Consider the following 17,681-nt stretch of genomic DNA (forward strand, 5'->3'; position numbering starts at 1 on the left):
CTGCGGGGGAAACAGTCTGTATTGGGCTGCGGCCTAGTCTGGCTGTGCCTTGCCGACCGAAAATCCGCCGAAACCGGGTTTAGCACGGGATTGTCATGTGAAAACGCAGACATGCCCATTTCATCCGAAGTGATTTTCTCGTATCCTTGCGACAAAATAAAAACGCGAGGGGCAAATGAGCAGAACTCTCCGTGCGTCGATCCTGTTGTTGGCCCTTGCATCTTGCGGGGGTGGAAACTCATCGGCGCCGAAAAATATGGATGACGCCTGCGCGATTGTGCGGCAGCGTCCGGCGTATTTCAGCGCGATGCGGGCGACCGAGCGGAAATGGGGCGTGCCGGTGCATGTGCAGATGGCTGCGATTTATCAGGAATCGAAGTTTATCGGCAATGCGCGCACCCCACACCAGTTTGCGCTGGGGGTGATCCCGATGGGGCGGCAATCTTCGGCCTATGGTTACAGTCAGGCGCTGGATGGCACTTGGGAAGAATACCAAAAGGAACAGCGTCGCCATGGTGCCAAGCGCGACCGGATTGGCGATGCGACGGATTTCATGGGCTGGTACATGAGCGAGAGCAGCGACAAGCTGGGGATTTCGCGCAGCGACGCCGAGGCACAGTATCTGGCCTACCATGAGGGGCGCACGGGATATGCCAAGCAATCCTATCTGGATAAGCCCTGGCTGGTCGATGTCGCCGCCGCGATTGGGCGGCGGGCGACGATGTATCAGCAACAGTTGAGCTACTGCCGCTAGCGTTTGCCGCGTCGTTCGATCTCGTCGGTGATATTGAACAGGCTGGCGCTGTAATTGCCGCCGGTTTTCAGATCGCCCAAGATCACAGTGGTTTGCTGGCCAAGATCATCGGTGATCACCCATTGCCGCAGCGTGACCGGGTTGGCGGTGAACACCAGCGCGATCTGGCCGTATTCGGGATGCTGTGGGTCTTGGGCTGTGACCTGGGTGGCGTTCTTATCCTCGGTATGGGCGACCACGGTTTTGGCGCTGCCGAGATTGACGTTGGCGGCGAGGATCAGGTTCAGCGGCGTGCGCTTCAAAGGATACTGTTCCGGCGCTTGGTTTGACTTCGCATCAAAAATCGCGACGTTGCCGCTGGAGGCCAGCACCAAGGATTTATCCGGCGGGGCATATTCAAAGCGGACCCGACCGGGGCGTTTGATGATCAGCTTTCCCGTCGCAATCGACCCATCCGCGTTGACTTGGGTGAACGGAGTTTCCACCGACGTCAGGCTGTTCAGATAGGCGGAAAGATCGTTCAACGGGATTTTATCGGCCCAAGCGGGGACGACCGACAGGATCAGGGCGAGCGGGGCGAGGAGGGTGCGAAGCGGTTTCATAGCTTCTATATATGGCATCGTAGGCGCACCTGCACCCCCCTCGCGTTCACTTGGCGGAGAGGTGCCGAAGCGGGTTTCGTGAGCGGTCCCAACTCGGGACCATTGTTTTGTAAGGGAAACATTAAGGCAAACGGGCTATGGTTAGTGGTTTGTTAACGCGCGCCGACTCAAATGTTGAAGCCTCCGGCGGGAGTATTTAGGCCAAGATGAAATTGGAGCAGTTTCATCTTGGCAAAAATACTCCCCGCGGAGCGTTCCGCGATTTCAGCCGCAGCGCCCCTTGCCCGTGGGGCGGTTGCGGTTACAATGCAGGCAACCCCAGCCAAGGACGCATCCATGTCGATCAACGCCCCGGAAACCCAGATTGTCACCCATTGGAAAATCGCCTGCGATGGCGGTGAGGCGGCTTTGGGCCATCCGCGGGTCTGGTTGACCATCCCGGAAGCTACCGGCTTTGTCGAATGTGGCTATTGCGACAAGCGCTTTGAGATCGACCGCGCCCATGCGCATGACGATCACTGAGGTCTAAGCGTTTGCGCGCCCGGATTTTGTTGCGGGCAATCACGGTGCTGATCTGCCTGCCGTTATTGTATTTCGTGGTGGGTTTCGTTGGCGCGCTGATCCCCGGCAAACATGCCGACTTGGCCCCCGGCACCGATGTATTGATCGGGCTTGCCCGCGCGCCGATCCACTATGATTTTTTGCTGCCGATGTCGCCCGAGTTGCGCGCGCGCTATGGCTTTGCAGCAAGCGCAGGAGTGCCGATCCATGCGCCAGAGGCGGAGTGGTTGCTGGTCGGTTGGGGATCGCAAGCGTTTTACACCACGGCTGGCAGTTACGCGGATATGCAGCCGGGGGCGGTGTTTACCGCGATCACCGGCGATAAAGCCGTGTTGCATCTGGATGTGGCGGGGGATGTCGCCTCGGTTGCGGGGATTGAGTATTTCACCCTGTCGGATGCGCAATATCAGGCGCTGCTGGCCAGTCTGGAGGCGAATTTTCAGCGCGATCAGACCGGGGCTCCGCTGGCTTTGACGGCGCATTTCAATGATCACGACGCATTTTTCGCGGCGAAAGGTGATTTCAACATCCTGCATCCGTGCAATGCTTGGCTGGGCGAGACTTTGCGCGCGGCGGGGGTGCCGTTTGGGATTTGGACACCGACGCCGCAAGCGGTGGAACTGTCTTTACGTTGGCATCAAGGCTAAGCGTGTCAGGTTTAGATTGAATCGAAAACCGCTGCCTCTCGCATCCGCTCGAACGCGTTTTTCGATAAGCGGGCTTCTATCAAAACCTGACACGCTCTAGAACGCCGGGCCGCTTCGTGGCAATACTGGCCCCGGTAATGGTTAAAGGGGCGGGCAGATCATGACATTCGGCAAGGGCAACCACCTGCATCTGATCGACGGCTCGGCGTTTATTTTCCGGGCTTATCATGCGCTGCCGCCGCTGACGCGGAAGTCGGATGGCCTGCCGGTGGGGGCGGTGGCGGGGTTTTGTAACCTTTTGTGGAGCGAGTTAACCTCAACCCGCAAAGAGGCCGCACCAACGCATCTGGCGGTGATTTTTGATGCAGGCTCGATCACTTTCCGCAATGCGATCTATGACAAATACAAAGCAAACCGCCCCGAATTGCCCGAGGATTTGCGCCCGCAATTCATCTACACCCGCAAAGCCACCAAGGCGTTCAACGTCGCCTGTATCGAACAGGACGGCTATGAGGCCGACGATATCATCGCCACTTTCGCGCGCCGTGCGCGGGAAGCCGGGGGCACGGTGACGATCATCTCGTCAGACAAAGACCTGATGCAGTTGATCGGTGACGGCGTCGATATGCACGATCCGATGAAAAACAAGCGGCTTGGGCTGGATGAGGTGTTTGAAAAGTTCGGCGTGGCCCCCAATCGCGTGGTCGATGTGCAGGCCTTGGCGGGGGATTCGGTCGACAACGTGCCGGGTGCGCCGGGGATTGGCATCAAGACGGCGGCTTTATTGATCCAGGAATATGGCGATCTGGAAACTCTGCTGGAGCGCGCGGGTGAGATCAAACAGCCCAAGCGGCGCGAGGCTTTGGTGGATAACGCCGACCTGATCAGGATTTCCAAACGCTTGGTGCAGTTGGACGGCGATATGCCGCTGGATGTTAGCCTTGACGCATTGGAGGTGAAGCCAGTTGAGGCCGAGGTAGTGATGGGCTTCCTGCAAGAGATGGAATTCACCACCCTGACCAAGCGGGTGTCGGAGCGCTTGAAAGTGGCGGCTCCGGTCGCTGATCCTGTGACGCTGGCTGAGGCGGTTGAGGTGGAGGCGGCGGTGCAGCTGCCGTTCGATGTGGCCGGGTATGAGAAGATCGACACGATGGCGGCGCTGGGCGCTTGGATCGCGCGGATTGTTGAGGTTGGGCATGTGGCGGTGGATACCGAGACCACCAGCTTGGATGAGATGAAGGCGGAACTGGTGGGGATTTCTTTGTGCGTCGATGCCGGGAAGGCTGCCTATATTCCGCTGGGGCATAAGCAGGGCGGCGGCGATCTGTTTGGATCGTCGGAACTGGTGGCGGGGCAGTTGGGGCTTGAGGCGGTGCTGGCGGCGTTGAAGCCAATATTGGAAGATGCTTCGATCCTGAAAATCGGCCAAAACATGAAATATGACTGGAAGATTTTCAAGCGCTATGGCGTCGAGGTCGGGCCGTTTGACGACACCATGCTGATGAGTTCGGCAATGCAGGCGGGGCTGAATGGGCATGGCATGGATGCTTTGTCCGAGAAGTATCTGGGGCATATCTGTATTCCGATCAAGCAGTTGATCGGCTCGGGCAAGTCGGCGGTGACGTTTGATCGGGTTTCGGTCGACGATGCCGTTAAGTATGCGGCGGAGGATGCGGATGTCACCTTGCGGCTGTGGGCGTTGTTCAAGCCTCAGTTGCATCGGGCGCGGGTGACGACGGTGTATGAGACCTTGGAGCGGCCCTTGGTGCCGGTGCTGGCGCGGATGGAGATGGCCGGCGTTCAGGTGGACCGCGATACTTTGAGCCGGATGTCGAACGCCTTTGCGCAGAAGATGGCGGGGTTGGAGGCGGAGATTCAACAGGTGGCTGGGCAGCCGTTTAATGTGGGCTCCCCCAAGCAGTTGGGCGAGATCCTGTTCGACAAGCTGGGCCTGCCGGGTGGCGAGAAGGGCAAGACCGGGGCTTATGCCACCGGGGCGGATGTGTTGGAGGATCTGGCGACCGAGCATAAGCTGCCGGGCTTGGTGCTGGATTGGCGGCAGTTGGCCAAGCTGAAATCGACCTATACCGATGCGTTGCAGGATCATATCAATGCGGACACCGGGCGGGTGCATACCTCGTATTCGATCACCGGAGCGGTGACCGGGCGTCTGGCCTCGACCGATCCGAATTTGCAGAACATTCCGATCCGGTCCGAGGAGGGGCGGCGGATCAGGGAAGCGTTTGTGGCCCCGAACGGCAAGGTACTGGTCTCGCTGGACTATAGCCAGATCGAGCTGCGGATTTTGGCACATGTGGCGGATCTTGGCGCGCTGCAACAGGCGTTCAAGGACGGCATTGATATTCACGCGCTGACGGCGAGCGAGATGTTCAATGTGCCGCTTGATCAGATGACCTCGGATATTCGCCGTAGGGCCAAGGCGATCAACTTTGGGGTGATCTACGGGATTTCGGGGTTTGGCCTCGCGCGGAATTTGCGGATCCCACGGGCGGAAGCGCAGGGATTTATTGATCGGTATTTTGAGCGGTTTCCGGGTATCAAGGAATATATGTCAGAAACCGTGGCGTTTGCGCAGAAGAACGGCTTTGTGCAGACTCTGTTTGGCCGCAAAATCCACACGCCCGAGATCAATGCCAAGGGGCCGGGGGCGGGGTTTGCCAAGCGCGCGGCGATCAATGCGCCGATTCAGGGCACGGCTGCGGATGTGATCCGGCGGGCGATGATCCGTATGCCGGCGGCGATTGCCGATTTGCCCGCCACGATGCTGTTGCAGGTGCATGACGAATTGCTGTTCGAGGTTGAAGAAGGCGCGGCGCAGGCGCTGATCAAGGTGGCGAAGGATGTGATGGAGGGGGCCTCGCACCCCGCCGTGCATCTGAAGGTGCCGTTGACTGTTGAGGCTGGGGTTGGTGCTACTTGGGCTGCGGCGCATTAGGTGAAGGCTGGGGGGCTCGCCCCCCAGACCCCGAGGATATTTGAGCAGAGAGGATGACCGAGGTGATCCAGAACTGGGCAGAGTTGAAGGCTTTTGCTCTGGGCATGGACTTGCCCGAGATCACGTTGGCGACGCCTTGGGGGCATGAGGCGTTGAAGGCTTTTGGCAAGATGTGGTGCTATTGGTCGTATTACGAAGACGCGGCGGTGTTCAAAGCCAGCCGCGATGAACGCGAGATGTTGATGGCGGCAGAGCCTGCAACGTTCTTTCTGCATCCGCATTATGCGCCGTATAACCTTGTGTTGGTGCGGGGTGGCCGGATTGATCCGGGTTGGGCGCAGGCGCGGCTGTTGCAGCAGTGGCGCGATGCGGCACCGAAGCGGTTTTTGAAGGACTGGGATGCGCGATGACGCTGCTGGCTTTTGCAACGTCTGCGAAGTGGCATGCGTGGCTGGCGGTGAACCACGATCACGCCAGCGAAGTTTGGGTTTTGTATCACAAAAAGGGCGCGGGCGTGGCCTCGATCGACTGGCAACAGGCGGTGGTGGAAGCATTGGTTTGGGGCTGGATTGACGGTGTGCGTAAGACGCAGTCTGAGACTCAATGGATTCAGCGGTTTACGCCGCGCAAGGCGGGGTCGGCGTGGAGCCAGATCAACCGCGCCCATGCAGAGCGGTTGATGGCTGAGGGGCGGATGCAGGCGGCGGGGTTGGCGGCGGTTGCGGTGGCGAAAGCCAATGGGCGGTGGGAAGCGACCTATTCGGGAGGCAAAGGCGCTGATTTGCCGCTGGATTTTCTGGAGGCTTTGGCGGCGGCACCGCAGTCAGCGCGGGATCAGTTTGCGACTTTGGATGCGAAGGGGCGCTATGCGATTTACTATCGGCTGACCACGGCGAAGCGCCCGGAAACCCGTGCCAAGCGGCTGGCGGAGTTCATCGCAAAACTGACGCGGGGCGAGGGGCCGCTTATCGCTTCCTGACGGGCGCTCTGCGCTGCGGGCAGCGCAGAGCGCCCGTCAGGGCCGATAAGCGATCAGGCGCGCTCGACGCGGAGTTGGTAGCAGTTGTTGCGCGCAGAGCGGATGTGGACATAGGCGATGCGCGGATCGTTCAGGCGGGTCTCGGCCTCGGCAGCAATCGTCGCGGTGGCGACGACGGCGCCGGTGCCGTAGACGATGCGGTTCTCGGTGGAATAGCCCCTTATGATGTAATCGGGCGAGGCGAGGATTTCGGGGATGTCGGAGCTGCCGCCTGCTGCGCAAGCCTCGGCGCAGAGGAAGATCGGGCCGAGTTCGGCATAAGGCTGCGGCGCGGGGAAGGGGCGGTGGGCGAGGATCAACATGCCTGCGCCTTTGGGGATCATCTGCAGGCAATGGCGGCAGGGGTTGCCTGTGCCGTCGGAGATGTGGCGCTCGGGTTTTTGGCCGTTGGCGTCTGGGCCGCCGACTTGAAAGGCGCGAGCGGTTTCGGTGGGGATCGGGGTGAAGCGGATCATTTGGGGCCTCTGGGTTAGGATGGGGCCAGATAGCGCTGCGAGGGGGTTTCAGGCGACCCGGAACCTGCGGTTAAGGAATCTGCTTTATCCTTGATCGGAATTGACCCCCAGAGCGGACGGAGTCTGATGATCTTGATGAGACTGCAGCGCAAAGCCAAACCGCCTTAACGCGCGATCAGCGGACCCATGACTTTGCCGCCCAAGATATGCAGGTGGTAATGCGGCACCTCTTGCATGCCATGCGGGCCTGCGTTGGTGATGGCGCGGTAGCCCATGCCGGGGGCGACGCCGACGATCTCGCAGACCTTGGCGCAGGCGCGGTGGAAATCCACGATCTCCTCGGCGCTGGCATTGGCCGCGAAGTCATCAAACGTAGCGTAGGGGCCTTTCGGGATCACCAGCACATGCACCGGAGCATGCGGGGCGATGTCGTGGAAGGCCAAACTATGCGGCGTTTCCAGCACGGTTTTGTTGGGGATTTCGCCGCGCAGGATGCGGGCGAAGATGTTTTGCGGGTCATAGGCGTATTGCATCGGTCAATCCACAAACAGATATTCGGTAGCGGCAATTTCGCGCGCCTTCTCTGGCGAGATATCAAGGAATTCGGCCAGAGGCACGGTGTTTTCGTCAATGCTGGCACTTTGGCGGACGCGCAGCAGATTGGGGAAGCCCGCGTCGCGGATGCGGTCTCCCTCAAATTTCACATCATAGCGTATGGTGGGCAGCAACCGTTCGATGGTGTCTTTGGGGGTGCTGTCAGAGGCCAGACCAACGCGTATCGCATGGCCGATCAGATAGTCATCGGTGAAGTCACACTCAATCTCAAGCAGGCGGACCTTGGCCTTGTCGTTGTAGAAATCCTGCATCAGATCGACATTGGCGGGGTCAATGCAGATCACCAACTGATCGGTTTGCCAGTAATCGAACAACACCCGCATCAGCGCGCGGCGGTGGCGGGTGCGCTTTTCCAAGGTGGATTGGATGCCGCCCAGGTCGGGCAGCGGGGTCGAGGCCTCATTGAACAGATAATCCAGCGCGGGCAGGTTGGTGACTTGGCGCACGCGTTCGACCAAGCGTTTCGCGACATGCCATTTCTTGCAGGTGACCATCATCAGCGTGCGGTGGCGGCCCAGAGAGCTTTCGGTTTCCCAGAACCTTGGCGCGAAACGGCGGCCGACGCGACCCCTGCCCGAGATGAATTTGAACAGGCTGCGGCCCTCGTTTGAGATCGCAAAGCGCACGCCTTTTGCGGCGTAAAGCTTGCCGAGCCGGTCTTTCAGATCGGCGGCATCCGGGCTGATTTTGCGGGCGAACAGGTAATCCTGACTGATCAGCAGGTCGTAATTGTCGTTATAGAAGGTCACCGGCATACCGTAATCGGTGAACATCAGGAAGGTCAGGGTGCGGGTGCGCAGTTCTGCCTCAGGCACCAGATGGCGGACGATGGTTTGGAAAAACGTCTCATCGGGTATCCAGGTGGTGCGGAAGAACCGCATCACGTCGCGGCGTTTTTTGGTGAACTCCAGCACCGATTCCACGGTGCGGCGGCGCAGGCACCACCACTGGCTGCCGATCTGCATGGCGATGTCGGCGGGGACGTGGCGGGTCAGGCCGAGTTTGTCTTGCCACTTCATCGAGGCGTAGAACAGCGCCTTGTGGGTGCGCTCATTGAAGTAATGGCGGTAGATCAGGCGTTCTTCCTTGATGCCGGTCTTGATCCAGTCGGAGTTGAAGAAATCGACGCTTTCGATGTAATCGACTTCTTCGCGGTCGAGAAATTTATGGGCGAATTCTGCGGATTTGATCGGCATGCAGTCGCCCGACAGCATGTAGAAATGGGTAGCGCGCGGGAAGGCCTCAACTGCGGCCTCGACGGCCATCAGGGTGGCTTCGACCAGCGACCATTCGCCCCAGCCGCATTTGGCGCGGCGTTTGGTGAAGGTGACGTTGGGGTTGGCGGTGAGAACGCTTCGGATTTTATCGAAATCCGACGGCTTGGCGCGACCATCGAAATGGATGGCCACGAAATCACCGACCGCTGTCAGCCGCTGGGCCTGAGCGATAATCCCCTCGGGATCTTTGTGGCAAAGCAGGATGTAGGCGATTCTGGCCATTTGGTGAACATTAAACCCTTGAACGCGTCATTGTTTCCCTAAATACCTTGAAGACACATTGAAAAGACAGAGTTTGTTTGCTTTTTTGTGCTGGATTGAGTTTGTGCCGGATAAGGCGCGGGCGTTTGGGAGAGTGCGGATGGGTTTCCCCGGAACTTGGATGACAGAGTCGGAATCGGTGGTCTACCGGGTGGTGCCGAAATGCGCCTGCTCGACCATCGGGCAGATCATGTTTTACTCGGATCACGGCAGGTTTTTCGATGGTGATATCCATGATGCGACGGGGGGCATGCACAAATGGGCGATTGAGGCGAGCCAGCCGCTGATAGAGCGCAACGTCAAGACGCATAAGTCTTACGCCTTTACTTGCGTGCGCAACCCCTACACGCGGATTCTATCGTCATTTTTCGATAAGATTTGCGGCATTCAGCGCAACGGCAAGCGCTATCGCGGCAATCTGGTGCCGCTTCTGGTGCAGAAATACGGCGTGCAGGTCGGCGGTGATGACGGGCAGGGCGCGTTCGATCAGATCGAAAGCTTCCGGCGGTTTTTGCTGTTTGCGCGTGACACCATCCGGTTCAAAAAGCCAATGGAGCCCGACATTCATTGGTCAGCGATGGCGGGCCATGTCTCGACCTATATCGTCAACGGCGGGCGCTATGACAAGATTTTCTTCACCGAGAAATTCGATGAGGGCATGGGCGCGGTGCTGAAAAAAATCAAGGTAAAGCATAAGGTTGATCTGAAGAAGATCCCGAAGTTCAACGAGAGCGAAGGCCATGGGCCAAAGCGGCTGCACCCGGTTGAGGATTACTTTGACGATCTGTCGCGGCATCTGGTTTGGGAAATTTACAAGCGGGATTTCCAGTTGTTCAAGTATGATTTCGACAATCCGGGCAACAAGATGCCTTTGGCCGAGGTGGATCTGGATGAGGTGCATGCCAAACTGGGCGACTAACGGCGCGCTCATCCGGCCTTACAGCCGTCTTCGCTGGGACGTGGCATAGCGAAGACGGCTGTAAGGCCGGATGAGGGGTCAGTCAGGTATTTTCATCACGATTTTGCCGATGTGACCCGAGCTTTCCATCCGCCAATGTGCGGCGGGGGCTTCGGTCAGGGCGTATTCGCTGTCAATCACCACGCGGAAGCTGCCCGCTGCGATCATCGGCCAGATGTGGGTTTCGACCTGATGCGCGATGGCGGCTTTGGCGGCGTCGGATTGCGGGCGCAGGGTCGATCCGGTCAGGGTCAGGCGGCGCATCATCATCTCGGCGAAGTTGAGCTCCACTTTGGGGCCTTGCAGGAAAGCGATCTGCACGAGGCGGCCATCATCGCACAGCGCGCGGACGTTGCGGGGCAGATAGGGGCCGCCGACCATATCGAGGATCAGATCGAAGCCGCCGAGCTTTTTGGCTTCTTCGCTGAAATCGCTGGATTTGTAGTTGAAGCACGCTTCTGCGCCCAAAGCCTCAACCGCGCGGCATTTCTCATCACTGCCAGCGGTGGCGAAGACGCGGGCCCCTAAAGCGGCGGCGATCTGCACCGCTGTGGTGCCGATGCCGGACGATCCGCCGTGGACAAGGAAACGCTCGCCTGCTTTTAATCTCCCCCGCATCACCATGTTCGACCAGACGGTGAAACAGGTTTCCGGCAGGCAGGCGGCTTCGCGCAAAGACAGGCCCTCGGGGATCGGTAAAGCGTGGGATTCGTTGCAGGCGACGTATTCGGCATAGCCGCCACCGGGCAACAGGGCGCAAACCTTGTCACCGATCTGCCAGCGGCTGACGCCGGGGCCCATCGCGACGACGGTGCCTGCGCCTTCCAATCCCGGCAGGGGAGAGGCAGAGGCGGGCGGCGCGTAGGAGCCTGCGCGTTGCAAGGCGTCGGGGCGGTTCACCCCGGCATAGGCGAGATGGATGATGATCTGGCCGTGACCCGGCACCGGGACCGGCAATGAGGCGGGCACCAGCACATCCGGGCCGCCGGGGGCAGAGATTTCCATTGCCAGCATCGAGGTGGAAAGCGTCATTGGCGGAGCCTCTTACTGTTTGGTTTGGCCGGGAAGATCGTGTGGTTGCGGGGCGCGGATTTTCTCCAGCAGTTTCAGCGGGCCAGCCAGCAGGGCTTTGGCGATCGGGTTGTTGTTTATCGCGGTCTTGGTTTTCTCAAACGTTGTGACATTGGCCAAGCGGCGATCCAGAAACGCCCAAGTATCGGCATTGTCATCCGATTGATCGCCGAGCCAGAACAGCACGGTGGTGGAATAGACCGCCGAAAGCGTGGCGCGTTTGGAATACCAGTTCAGATCGTTCGAGGTATCGCCCAAGGCTTTCCAGATTGCATCAGACGTGCCCCAGATCAGTTTCGCGCCTTCGGGGGCGTGGTGCGGCAGGCTGAACAGCGTGGTGCCACGGCGGACGAGTTCTTTATCGGCCCCAGACAAGCGCAGTTTGATCGCCAACGCGACGCGGCCCGTGTAACGCAACGCAGTCAGATCAGCGGCGGCAAGGGCTTCGGTCATCGCATGGTCGCCCAGCTGATGATAGGCGACGGCAAGGTCGATACCGCCGCGCGGGAACAAGGCGCGGCCCAAGCCTGGGACTATGCCCGAATCGGTCAGGGCGGCGTGCAGGGTGGTTTCTGACCAGCCATCAAAGGCCGCATGCGGCAGGGCGGCTTGCAGAATAAGGCTTTTAGCGGCTTCCATGCTGTGTTCCGCGGTGTTTTTATCGTCCATTTCGGTCCCCTTCCCTGCATATGGTAGACAAAGCTGCGGGGCTTTGCTATGCGCGCCAAGCCTGCACATTCAGTGCAACTCTAACTTAGGAAGGTGGTGACAACCACATGCAGGTCAGCGTCCGCGACAATAACGTTGAGCAAGCGCTTCGCGCCCTCAAGAAAAAGCTCCAGCGCGAAGGCGTGTTCCGCGAAATGAAGCTTAAGCAACATTTCGAGAAACCCTCCGTCAAGAAAGCTCGCGAATCCGCCGAAGCCGTGCGCCGTGCGCGCAAGCTCGCGCGGAAGAAGCTTCAGCGCGAAGGCGGGATGTAATTTTCGGGTTCCCGAAGATTGCCAAACGTTAGCGACACTGGAGGAGCGATCCTCACCCCGATTGACCCCCGCCCTTCACAGGTCGGGGGTTTTTCATTGCGATTATATTTAAGGCATATCGCCTGTGATATGCGCATATTGGGCATATTCAACCCGAGTCGCGTGTCTTCGCAGCAATCTGGCAACCGAAAGCGGGCATCGGCGTTTAGCTGGAAACGATCACAGCGAAAGGGCTGTCTATGCTTATGAGGTTTGGCTACGACATCTCGGTGTCCTGTGCCTATGAGACGCCGATGATCTGTATGATGTCGGTGCGCGATGAGTTGCGGGAAGCGTTGCGCGTACAATCCGCGATGGCGACGACGCCTGAGGTGGCGACGACAGTCTATAGCGATCTGTTCGGCAACACCTGCCGGCGGATGGTGGCGCAGCCCGGCCTGTTCTCTCTGCGCAGCGATTGCACGATAGAGGTCAGCGGCTTGCCCGATCCGGTGCAGCCGTGGTTGCGGCCAACACCGCTGGCGGACCTACCGGATGAGGTTTTGATCTATCTGGTCGGCAGTCGCTATTGCGAGACCGATAAGCTGAGCCAGATCGCTTGGGATATGTTTGGCCATATCGCGCCCGGTTATGCGCAGGTGCAGGCGATTTGTGATTATGTGCATAACCACATCCGGTTTGATTATATGAACGCGCGGGTGACGCGGACGGCTTATGAGGGCTGGCAAGAGGGCACCGGAGTGTGCCGCGATTTCGCGCATCTGGCGATTACGCTCTGCCGCTGCATGAACATCCCGACGCGCTATGTGAACGGCTATATCCCGGATATCGGCGTGCCAGTGACCGGGCCGATGGATTTCGCGGCTTGGATGCAGGTTTATCTGGATGGCGGCTGGCATACCTTTGATCCGCGCAACAATGTGCCGCGGATTGGCCGGGTAGAGGTGGCTTACGGGCGGGATGCGGCGGATGTGCCGCTGATCCACTCGTTTGGGCCGCATGTGTTGCAGAAGTTTACGGTTTGGGCGGAGGAAGTGCCCGCCTAGACGCTTAGGTAGTGCCGCCCACCCGCACTGCAGGTGGGCGGCGGTATGTCAGCTTGCGACTTCGGCACCGTCATTGCGCTGGATCGCCACAACTGCGGGGCGCGGCAGCCCGCCGTCTTTGAAATCGGGCCAGAGGGTTTCGACTTTGTCCAAGGTTTCGGCATTCTCAGCCGGATGCTGGACCGAGATGAACAAGGTTGTGCCATCCGGGGTGAAGCAGGGGCCAGAGGCTTCGGCCCCAATCGGGCAGGCGAACAACAGTTTCGGAAGACCGCGCGCTGGGCCTTCGGTATCAACGCCGTAAACCCCATCGGCGATGTCGAAATCATTCGCGCCATCGGTCGACACAAACATCCGGCCCTTGGGGTCGAAGGTCAGGTTGTCGGGGTTCACGAACCAGCCGTTTTCCGAGGTATCCGGGCTGAAGGTAGAACCCGTCGCCGGGTCTTTCGGGTTGCCCGCCAGCACGAACAGATCCCAGCCGTATTTCTCGGCGGTATGGTCGGCATCCATGCCAGCGCCGCCCGGTGGGATCATCTCGACAATATGGCCCCACAGGTTTTCCGGGCGGGTGTTGGCGGCGTTCAGCTTGTCTTGGGTGATTTTCTTGTTCTTGGTCATCACAGCATAAACGCGGCCCGTCACCGGGTTGGTTTCCATATCTTCCGGGCGGTCCATCGGCGTCGCCCCCAGAATGTCTGCCGCCATCCGGGCCTTGCGCACCACATCAGCCTGATCGGCAAAGCCCGCCTCGGCGGTCAGCCCGCCCGCGCCATGGGTCAGTGGCAGCCATGTCAGCGTGCCATCGGCATCATAACGCGCAACCGAAAGCGTGCCCGCATCCAGCAAATCCTTGCCAGAGGCCGGGTTGGCAGGATCGTATTTCGCTTCCGTGACAAAGCGGTAGACGTATTCGAAGTAATCGTCATCGCCCATATAGACCACAACGCGTCCGTCTTTGTTCAGCACAACGGTCGAGGCTTCGTGTGACATCCGGCCCAAAGCGGTGCGCTTGACCGGGGTCGAGGTGGCATCATAGGGGTCGATCTCAACCACCCAGTCAAAGCGGTTCGGCTCGTTGGGTTCTTTGCTCATATCAAAGCGGGTATCGAAGCGCGCGCGACCGTAATAATCCGAGCCGTCATAGCCGTAGCGCTCCAGCACAGCGGCTTCGGGATTGCCCTCGGTCGATCCGCCAAAGGTATCCGACGCACCTTCCTCACAGGTCAGCACGGTGCCCCAAGGCGTCACACCGCCCGAGCAGTTGTAGGTAGTGCCCTTGGCCATCGTGCCCGTGGGGTCAGCCGAGGTTTTCAGATGCGCATTGCCAGCCGCCGGGCCCGAGATGGTCATCGGCGTCTCAAGCGTGATGCGGCGGTTCAGCGGGCTGTCTTGCACCACACTCCAGACGCCATCCTTGCGGATAATTTCGACGATGGAATGGCCGATCGCCATGTTGCACAAAGCCACCTGCGCTTCGGTCATCTTCGCGCGCGCGTCATCTTCGGTCATGTCCGCAAACATCACGTTGGGCGAGACATATTCGTTGTTCACACAAAGAAGCCCGTGATCCGAGGTTTGCGAGCCGCGCGGCAGCGGCATGAAAGCGATGTAATCGCAGTTATAGCCGAATCGGTCGGCCTGCGAAGCGGCGTCGATCTTGGTGGGGTCAAAAGCCTCTTGCCCGGCCTTCATCGCATCGCCCCAAGCGACCACAACATCGGCCTTATAGCCCTCGGCCACATGGTGCATCTTGTCATAGATGCGGGTCAGTTCGCTGAATTGCAGGCTGGATTGTGCCGCCGCCGCATAGGCTTGGGTGGAAAACAGCGAGCCGACAAAGCCTTGGGCGGCGACAGCGCCAAGCGTGGCTCCGGCGCTTTTCAGAAAGCTGCGGCGGGAGCGGTCGGCAATGATATCGCGCATCGGGGTGTTGCTGGCGCGGTTGTGCAGATTTTCAGGGGTGTTGGTCATGACTGGAGATTCCTCTGGCTGTGCTACTTGAGGCTAGCGCGGGCGTGTAACGCGCGGGTGATGCGCGCAGCTTGGCGAAGAATGCGGCAGGTCAGACCGCGATCGCGGTGGTTTTCACCACAGTGCGCAACGCGAAGCTGGATTGCATCTGGCGCACACCGGGCAGGCGCGACAGGTGTTGGCGGTGGATGCGGGCGAAATCCTCGGTATCTTCGGCCATGATCTTGATCAGGTAATCTGCGGTGCCTGCCATCAGATGACATTCGAGGATGTCGGGGACTTTGGCGACTTCGCGCTCGAAGGCATCAAGCAGATCTTCGGCCTGAGACTGCAGGGTGATCTCGACGAATACCGTGGTGGGTTTGCCCATGCGGCGGGTGTTCAGCAAAGCGACATAGCCGTCGATATAGCCCGCTTCCTCCAGCAGCTGCACGCGGCGGTGACAGGCGGAAGGCGACAGGTTTACCCGTTCCGACAGATCGGCATTGGTAATGCGGCCGTCTTTTTGCAAAACCCCGAGGATGCGGCGGTCGGTGGCGTCCAGATCGGTGGCCATGGTGGAAATCTTTCTATCAGCGGTATTTCTTCGCAGAATCTATCACGGATCAAGCTGGGCGTCATTAAAGTTTCAAAGCATTTGCAACGGATCAGGTTCAAGCTGACGGGCAGGGACGCAGAGTCCATCAGGGAGAGAGCTTATGAAAATCGGATGTCCGAAGGAAATCAAACCGCAAGAATTTCGCGTTGGCATGACGCCGAATGCCGCGCGCGAAGCGGTGCTTGCGGGTCATGCTGTGATGATCGAAACCGGGGCCGGCAATGGCGCTGGGTTTACCGATGGCGATTATATTGCAGCGGGGGCGGCGATTGTCGGCACGGCAGCGGAAGTGTTTGCCGCCGCCGATATGATCGTGAAGGTGAAAGAGCCGCAGCCGGTGGAACGCGCGATGCTGCGTGCGGGACAGATGTTGTTCACCTATCTGCATCTGGCCCCAGACCCGGATCAGACGCGGGATTTGCTGGCCTCAGGTGCCACTTGCATCGCCTATGAGACGGTGACGGATGATCGCGGTGGGTTGCCGCTGCTGGCGCCAATGTCGGAAGTGGCAGGGCGGCTGGCACCCCAAGTCGGGGCGTGGACCTTGCAGAAGGCCAATGGCGGGCGCGGCGTGTTGATGGGCGGCGTGCCGGGCGTGTTGCCTGCGCGCGTGCTGGTGATCGGCGGCGGGGTGGTGGGCACCCATGCCGCGAAAATCTCGGCCGGCATGGGTGCGGATGTGACGGTGCTGGACCGCTCGGTCAATCGGCTGCGCTATCTGGATGATGTGTTCGGCGGGCAGTTCAAATGCGGCTACGCCGATGCGGCGACGACGATTGAGCTGGCGCGGCAAGCTGATCTGATCATCGGCGCGGTGCTTATTCCGGGGGCGGCGGCACCCAAACTGATCTCACGCGCGCAACTGGCCGAGTTGAAGCCGGGCGCAGCACTGGTCGATGTGGCGATTGATCAGGGCGGCTGTTTTGAGACTTCGCGGGCGACCACGCACCAAGATCCGATCTATGAAGTCGATGGCATCATGCATTACTGCGTGGCCAACATGCCGGGGGCGGTGGCGCGGACTTCGACTTTGGCTTTGGGCAATGCGACGATGCCGTTCCTGCTGGCCTTGGCGAACAAAGGCTGGAAGCGGGCTTGCGCCGAGGACAAACACCTGCTGGCCGGGTTGAACGTCCATGCCGGTAAGCTGACTTATGCGGCGGTCGGGGCGGCTTTGGGCTTGCCGGTGATCACCGGGGTCGAGGCTTTGGCAATCTGAAAACAGGTGCGTTTGCGGCGGGCATCGAGCCCGCCGCAAACGCGCTGCCGGGCTTGCTTATACAATGGCACGATGAAAAGGCCCCCGACAAGATCGGGGGCCTTTTGCGTGGGGTGGTCGGCTTTTTTGCCAGCAGCCAGAGGCTGACTTACTTTTTCACAGCAGTCAGAATGTCTTTCAGCACGTCAAGTTCGGTCGGGCCAGCCGGAGCCGCCGGGGCCTCTGCCTTCTTCGGCATCAGTCTGTTCATGGACTTCACCAGCATGAACACAACAAAGGCAATGATCAGAAAGTTGATTACAGCGGTGATGAAAGAGCCATAAGCCAACACAGCAGCGCCTGAATCGCGTGCCGCTGCAAGGCTTGCGCCTTCGGGAACAGTGCCCTTAAGCACCACGTACATGTTACTCAGATCGACGTTGCCCAAAATCAGGCCGATAATCGGGTTGATCATGTCTGCCACAAGGCTGCCGACAATCGCGGTGAAGGCAGCGCCGATGATGATACCTACGGCGAGGTCCATCACATTGCCCTTCATGATGAAGGTCTTGAATTCGTTAATCATTTACTGTTCCCTTGGCTGTTTCCGCCGTTTCGGCGTGATTGGGTGCCCGCGACATCGCGTAACGCACGCAATATGCCACAGCTTTTCGACCCGATCAGGG

19 protein-coding genes are annotated in these 17,681 nt (G+C 59.5%); 10 read left to right on the forward strand and 9 right to left on the reverse strand.

Features of this window, described 5'->3' with window-relative positions; genetic code table 11:
* The first annotated feature begins 175 nt into the window (after positions 1 to 175).
* Positions 176 to 754 (forward strand): lytic transglycosylase, encoded by a 579-nt coding sequence (locus ACP7AP_RS08770; protein ID WP_426033825.1) that lies wholly within the window; start codon positions 176 to 178, stop codon positions 752 to 754.
* On the opposite strand, the gene ACP7AP_RS08775 is transcribed toward ACP7AP_RS08770, so the two are convergent.
* Positions 751 to 1,356, reverse strand: coding sequence for a LolA family protein (locus ACP7AP_RS08775; protein ID WP_426033826.1), 606 nt, complete (start codon positions 1,354 to 1,356; stop codon positions 751 to 753). The two genes, ACP7AP_RS08770 and ACP7AP_RS08775, sit on opposite strands and share 4 nt — an antisense overlap.
* Before the next feature lie 336 nt (positions 1,357 to 1,692).
* On the opposite strand from ACP7AP_RS08775, the gene ACP7AP_RS08780 reads away from it, so the two are divergent.
* The 5 genes from ACP7AP_RS08780 (at position 1,693) to ACP7AP_RS08800 (ending at position 6,499) form a co-directional block, all read left to right on the forward strand.
* A complete protein-coding gene (locus ACP7AP_RS08780; protein ID WP_304926599.1) occupies positions 1,693 to 1,878 on the forward strand; it encodes a zinc-finger domain-containing protein in 186 nt (61 codons plus the stop codon).
* A gap of 11 nt (positions 1,879 to 1,889) precedes the next feature.
* The gene (locus tag ACP7AP_RS08785) at positions 1,890 to 2,564 is read left to right on the forward strand and encodes a TIGR02117 family protein (protein ID WP_426033827.1); all 675 of its coding nucleotides are present in this window, start codon (positions 1,890 to 1,892) and stop codon (positions 2,562 to 2,564) included.
* Between the two features lie 160 nt (positions 2,565 to 2,724).
* Entirely contained in the window at positions 2,725 to 5,520 is a 2,796-nt protein-coding gene (polA, locus tag ACP7AP_RS08790; protein WP_426033828.1) for a DNA polymerase I, read from the forward strand.
* Positions 5,521 to 5,573: 53 nt separating this feature from the next.
* Positions 5,574 to 5,930, forward strand: a complete 357-nt coding sequence (locus tag ACP7AP_RS08795; RefSeq protein ID WP_426033829.1) for an MmcQ/YjbR family DNA-binding protein — start codon at positions 5,574 to 5,576, stop codon at positions 5,928 to 5,930.
* A complete protein-coding gene (locus tag ACP7AP_RS08800) occupies positions 5,927 to 6,499 on the forward strand; it encodes a YdeI/OmpD-associated family protein (RefSeq protein ID WP_426033830.1) in 573 nt (190 codons plus the stop codon). The genes ACP7AP_RS08795 and ACP7AP_RS08800 overlap by 4 nt, the downstream gene beginning before the upstream one ends.
* Before the next feature lie 53 nt (positions 6,500 to 6,552).
* On the opposite strand, the gene ACP7AP_RS08805 is transcribed toward ACP7AP_RS08800, so the two are convergent.
* The 3 genes from ACP7AP_RS08805 to ACP7AP_RS08815 all read right to left on the reverse strand — a co-directional run bounded on the left by ACP7AP_RS08805 (position 6,553) and on the right by ACP7AP_RS08815 (position 9,128).
* Positions 6,553 to 7,014, reverse strand: coding sequence for a DUF1203 domain-containing protein (locus ACP7AP_RS08805; RefSeq protein ID WP_426033831.1), 462 nt, complete (start codon positions 7,012 to 7,014; stop codon positions 6,553 to 6,555).
* Between the two features lie 164 nt (positions 7,015 to 7,178).
* Positions 7,179 to 7,547: an HIT domain-containing protein gene (locus tag ACP7AP_RS08810; RefSeq protein WP_426033832.1), complete on the reverse strand. Its 369-nt coding sequence runs from the start codon at positions 7,545 to 7,547 to the stop codon at positions 7,179 to 7,181.
* A gap of 3 nt (positions 7,548 to 7,550) precedes the next feature.
* Complete coding sequence (locus ACP7AP_RS08815; protein WP_426033833.1) at positions 7,551 to 9,128, reverse strand: DUF5928 domain-containing protein; 1,578 nt, start codon at positions 9,126 to 9,128, stop codon at positions 7,551 to 7,553.
* Between the two features lie 139 nt (positions 9,129 to 9,267).
* On the opposite strand from ACP7AP_RS08815, the gene ACP7AP_RS08820 reads away from it, so the two are divergent.
* Positions 9,268 to 10,086, forward strand: coding sequence for a sulfotransferase family protein (locus tag ACP7AP_RS08820; protein ID WP_426033834.1), 819 nt, complete (start codon positions 9,268 to 9,270; stop codon positions 10,084 to 10,086).
* A 78-nt stretch (positions 10,087 to 10,164) separates the two neighbouring features.
* Here the strand turns inward: ACP7AP_RS08820 and ACP7AP_RS08825 are convergent, their stop codons facing one another.
* Together ACP7AP_RS08825 and ACP7AP_RS08830 are read right to left on the reverse strand one after the other, a co-directional pair.
* Positions 10,165 to 11,157, reverse strand: coding sequence for an NAD(P)H-quinone oxidoreductase (locus ACP7AP_RS08825; protein WP_426033835.1), 993 nt, complete (start codon positions 11,155 to 11,157; stop codon positions 10,165 to 10,167).
* A 12-nt stretch (positions 11,158 to 11,169) separates the two neighbouring features.
* Positions 11,170 to 11,865 carry a COQ9 family protein gene (locus ACP7AP_RS08830; RefSeq protein WP_426033836.1) on the reverse strand — a complete coding sequence of 232 codons (696 nt, stop codon included), beginning with the start codon at positions 11,863 to 11,865 and terminating at the stop codon, positions 11,170 to 11,172.
* A 107-nt stretch (positions 11,866 to 11,972) separates the two neighbouring features.
* Here ACP7AP_RS08830 and rpsU point away from each other — a divergent pair, with 107 nt between their 5' ends.
* Entirely contained in the window at positions 11,973 to 12,179 is a 207-nt protein-coding gene (gene rpsU, locus ACP7AP_RS08835; RefSeq protein WP_054008279.1) for a 30S ribosomal protein S21, read from the forward strand.
* Between the two features lie 239 nt (positions 12,180 to 12,418).
* Positions 12,419 to 13,225: a transglutaminase-like domain-containing protein gene (locus ACP7AP_RS08840; protein WP_426033837.1), complete on the forward strand. Its 807-nt coding sequence runs from the start codon at positions 12,419 to 12,421 to the stop codon at positions 13,223 to 13,225.
* Between the two features lie 48 nt (positions 13,226 to 13,273).
* Here ACP7AP_RS08840 and ACP7AP_RS08845 read toward each other — a convergent pair whose 3' ends face one another.
* Positions 13,274 to 15,199 (reverse strand): PhoX family protein, encoded by a 1,926-nt coding sequence (locus ACP7AP_RS08845; protein WP_426033838.1) that lies wholly within the window; start codon positions 15,197 to 15,199, stop codon positions 13,274 to 13,276.
* Between the two features lie 91 nt (positions 15,200 to 15,290).
* Positions 15,291 to 15,755, reverse strand: coding sequence for an Lrp/AsnC family transcriptional regulator (locus ACP7AP_RS08850; protein ID WP_426033839.1), 465 nt, complete (start codon positions 15,753 to 15,755; stop codon positions 15,291 to 15,293).
* A gap of 142 nt (positions 15,756 to 15,897) precedes the next feature.
* Between ACP7AP_RS08850 and ald the strand changes: the two genes are divergently transcribed.
* On the forward strand, positions 15,898 to 17,016 hold the full coding sequence (gene ald / locus ACP7AP_RS08855) for an alanine dehydrogenase (RefSeq protein ID WP_426033840.1): 1,119 nt from the start codon (positions 15,898 to 15,900) through the stop codon (positions 17,014 to 17,016).
* Between the two features lie 148 nt (positions 17,017 to 17,164).
* Here the strand turns inward: ald and mscL are convergent, their stop codons facing one another.
* Positions 17,165 to 17,581, reverse strand: a complete 417-nt coding sequence (mscL, locus tag ACP7AP_RS08860) for a large conductance mechanosensitive channel protein MscL (RefSeq protein WP_426033841.1) — start codon at positions 17,579 to 17,581, stop codon at positions 17,165 to 17,167.
* Between the last annotated feature and the right edge of the window lie 100 nt (positions 17,582 to 17,681).

This window comes from Cypionkella sp. TWP1-2-1b2 (genome assembly GCF_049896245.1).
Taxonomy (GTDB): domain Bacteria; phylum Pseudomonadota; class Alphaproteobacteria; order Rhodobacterales; family Rhodobacteraceae; genus Cypionkella.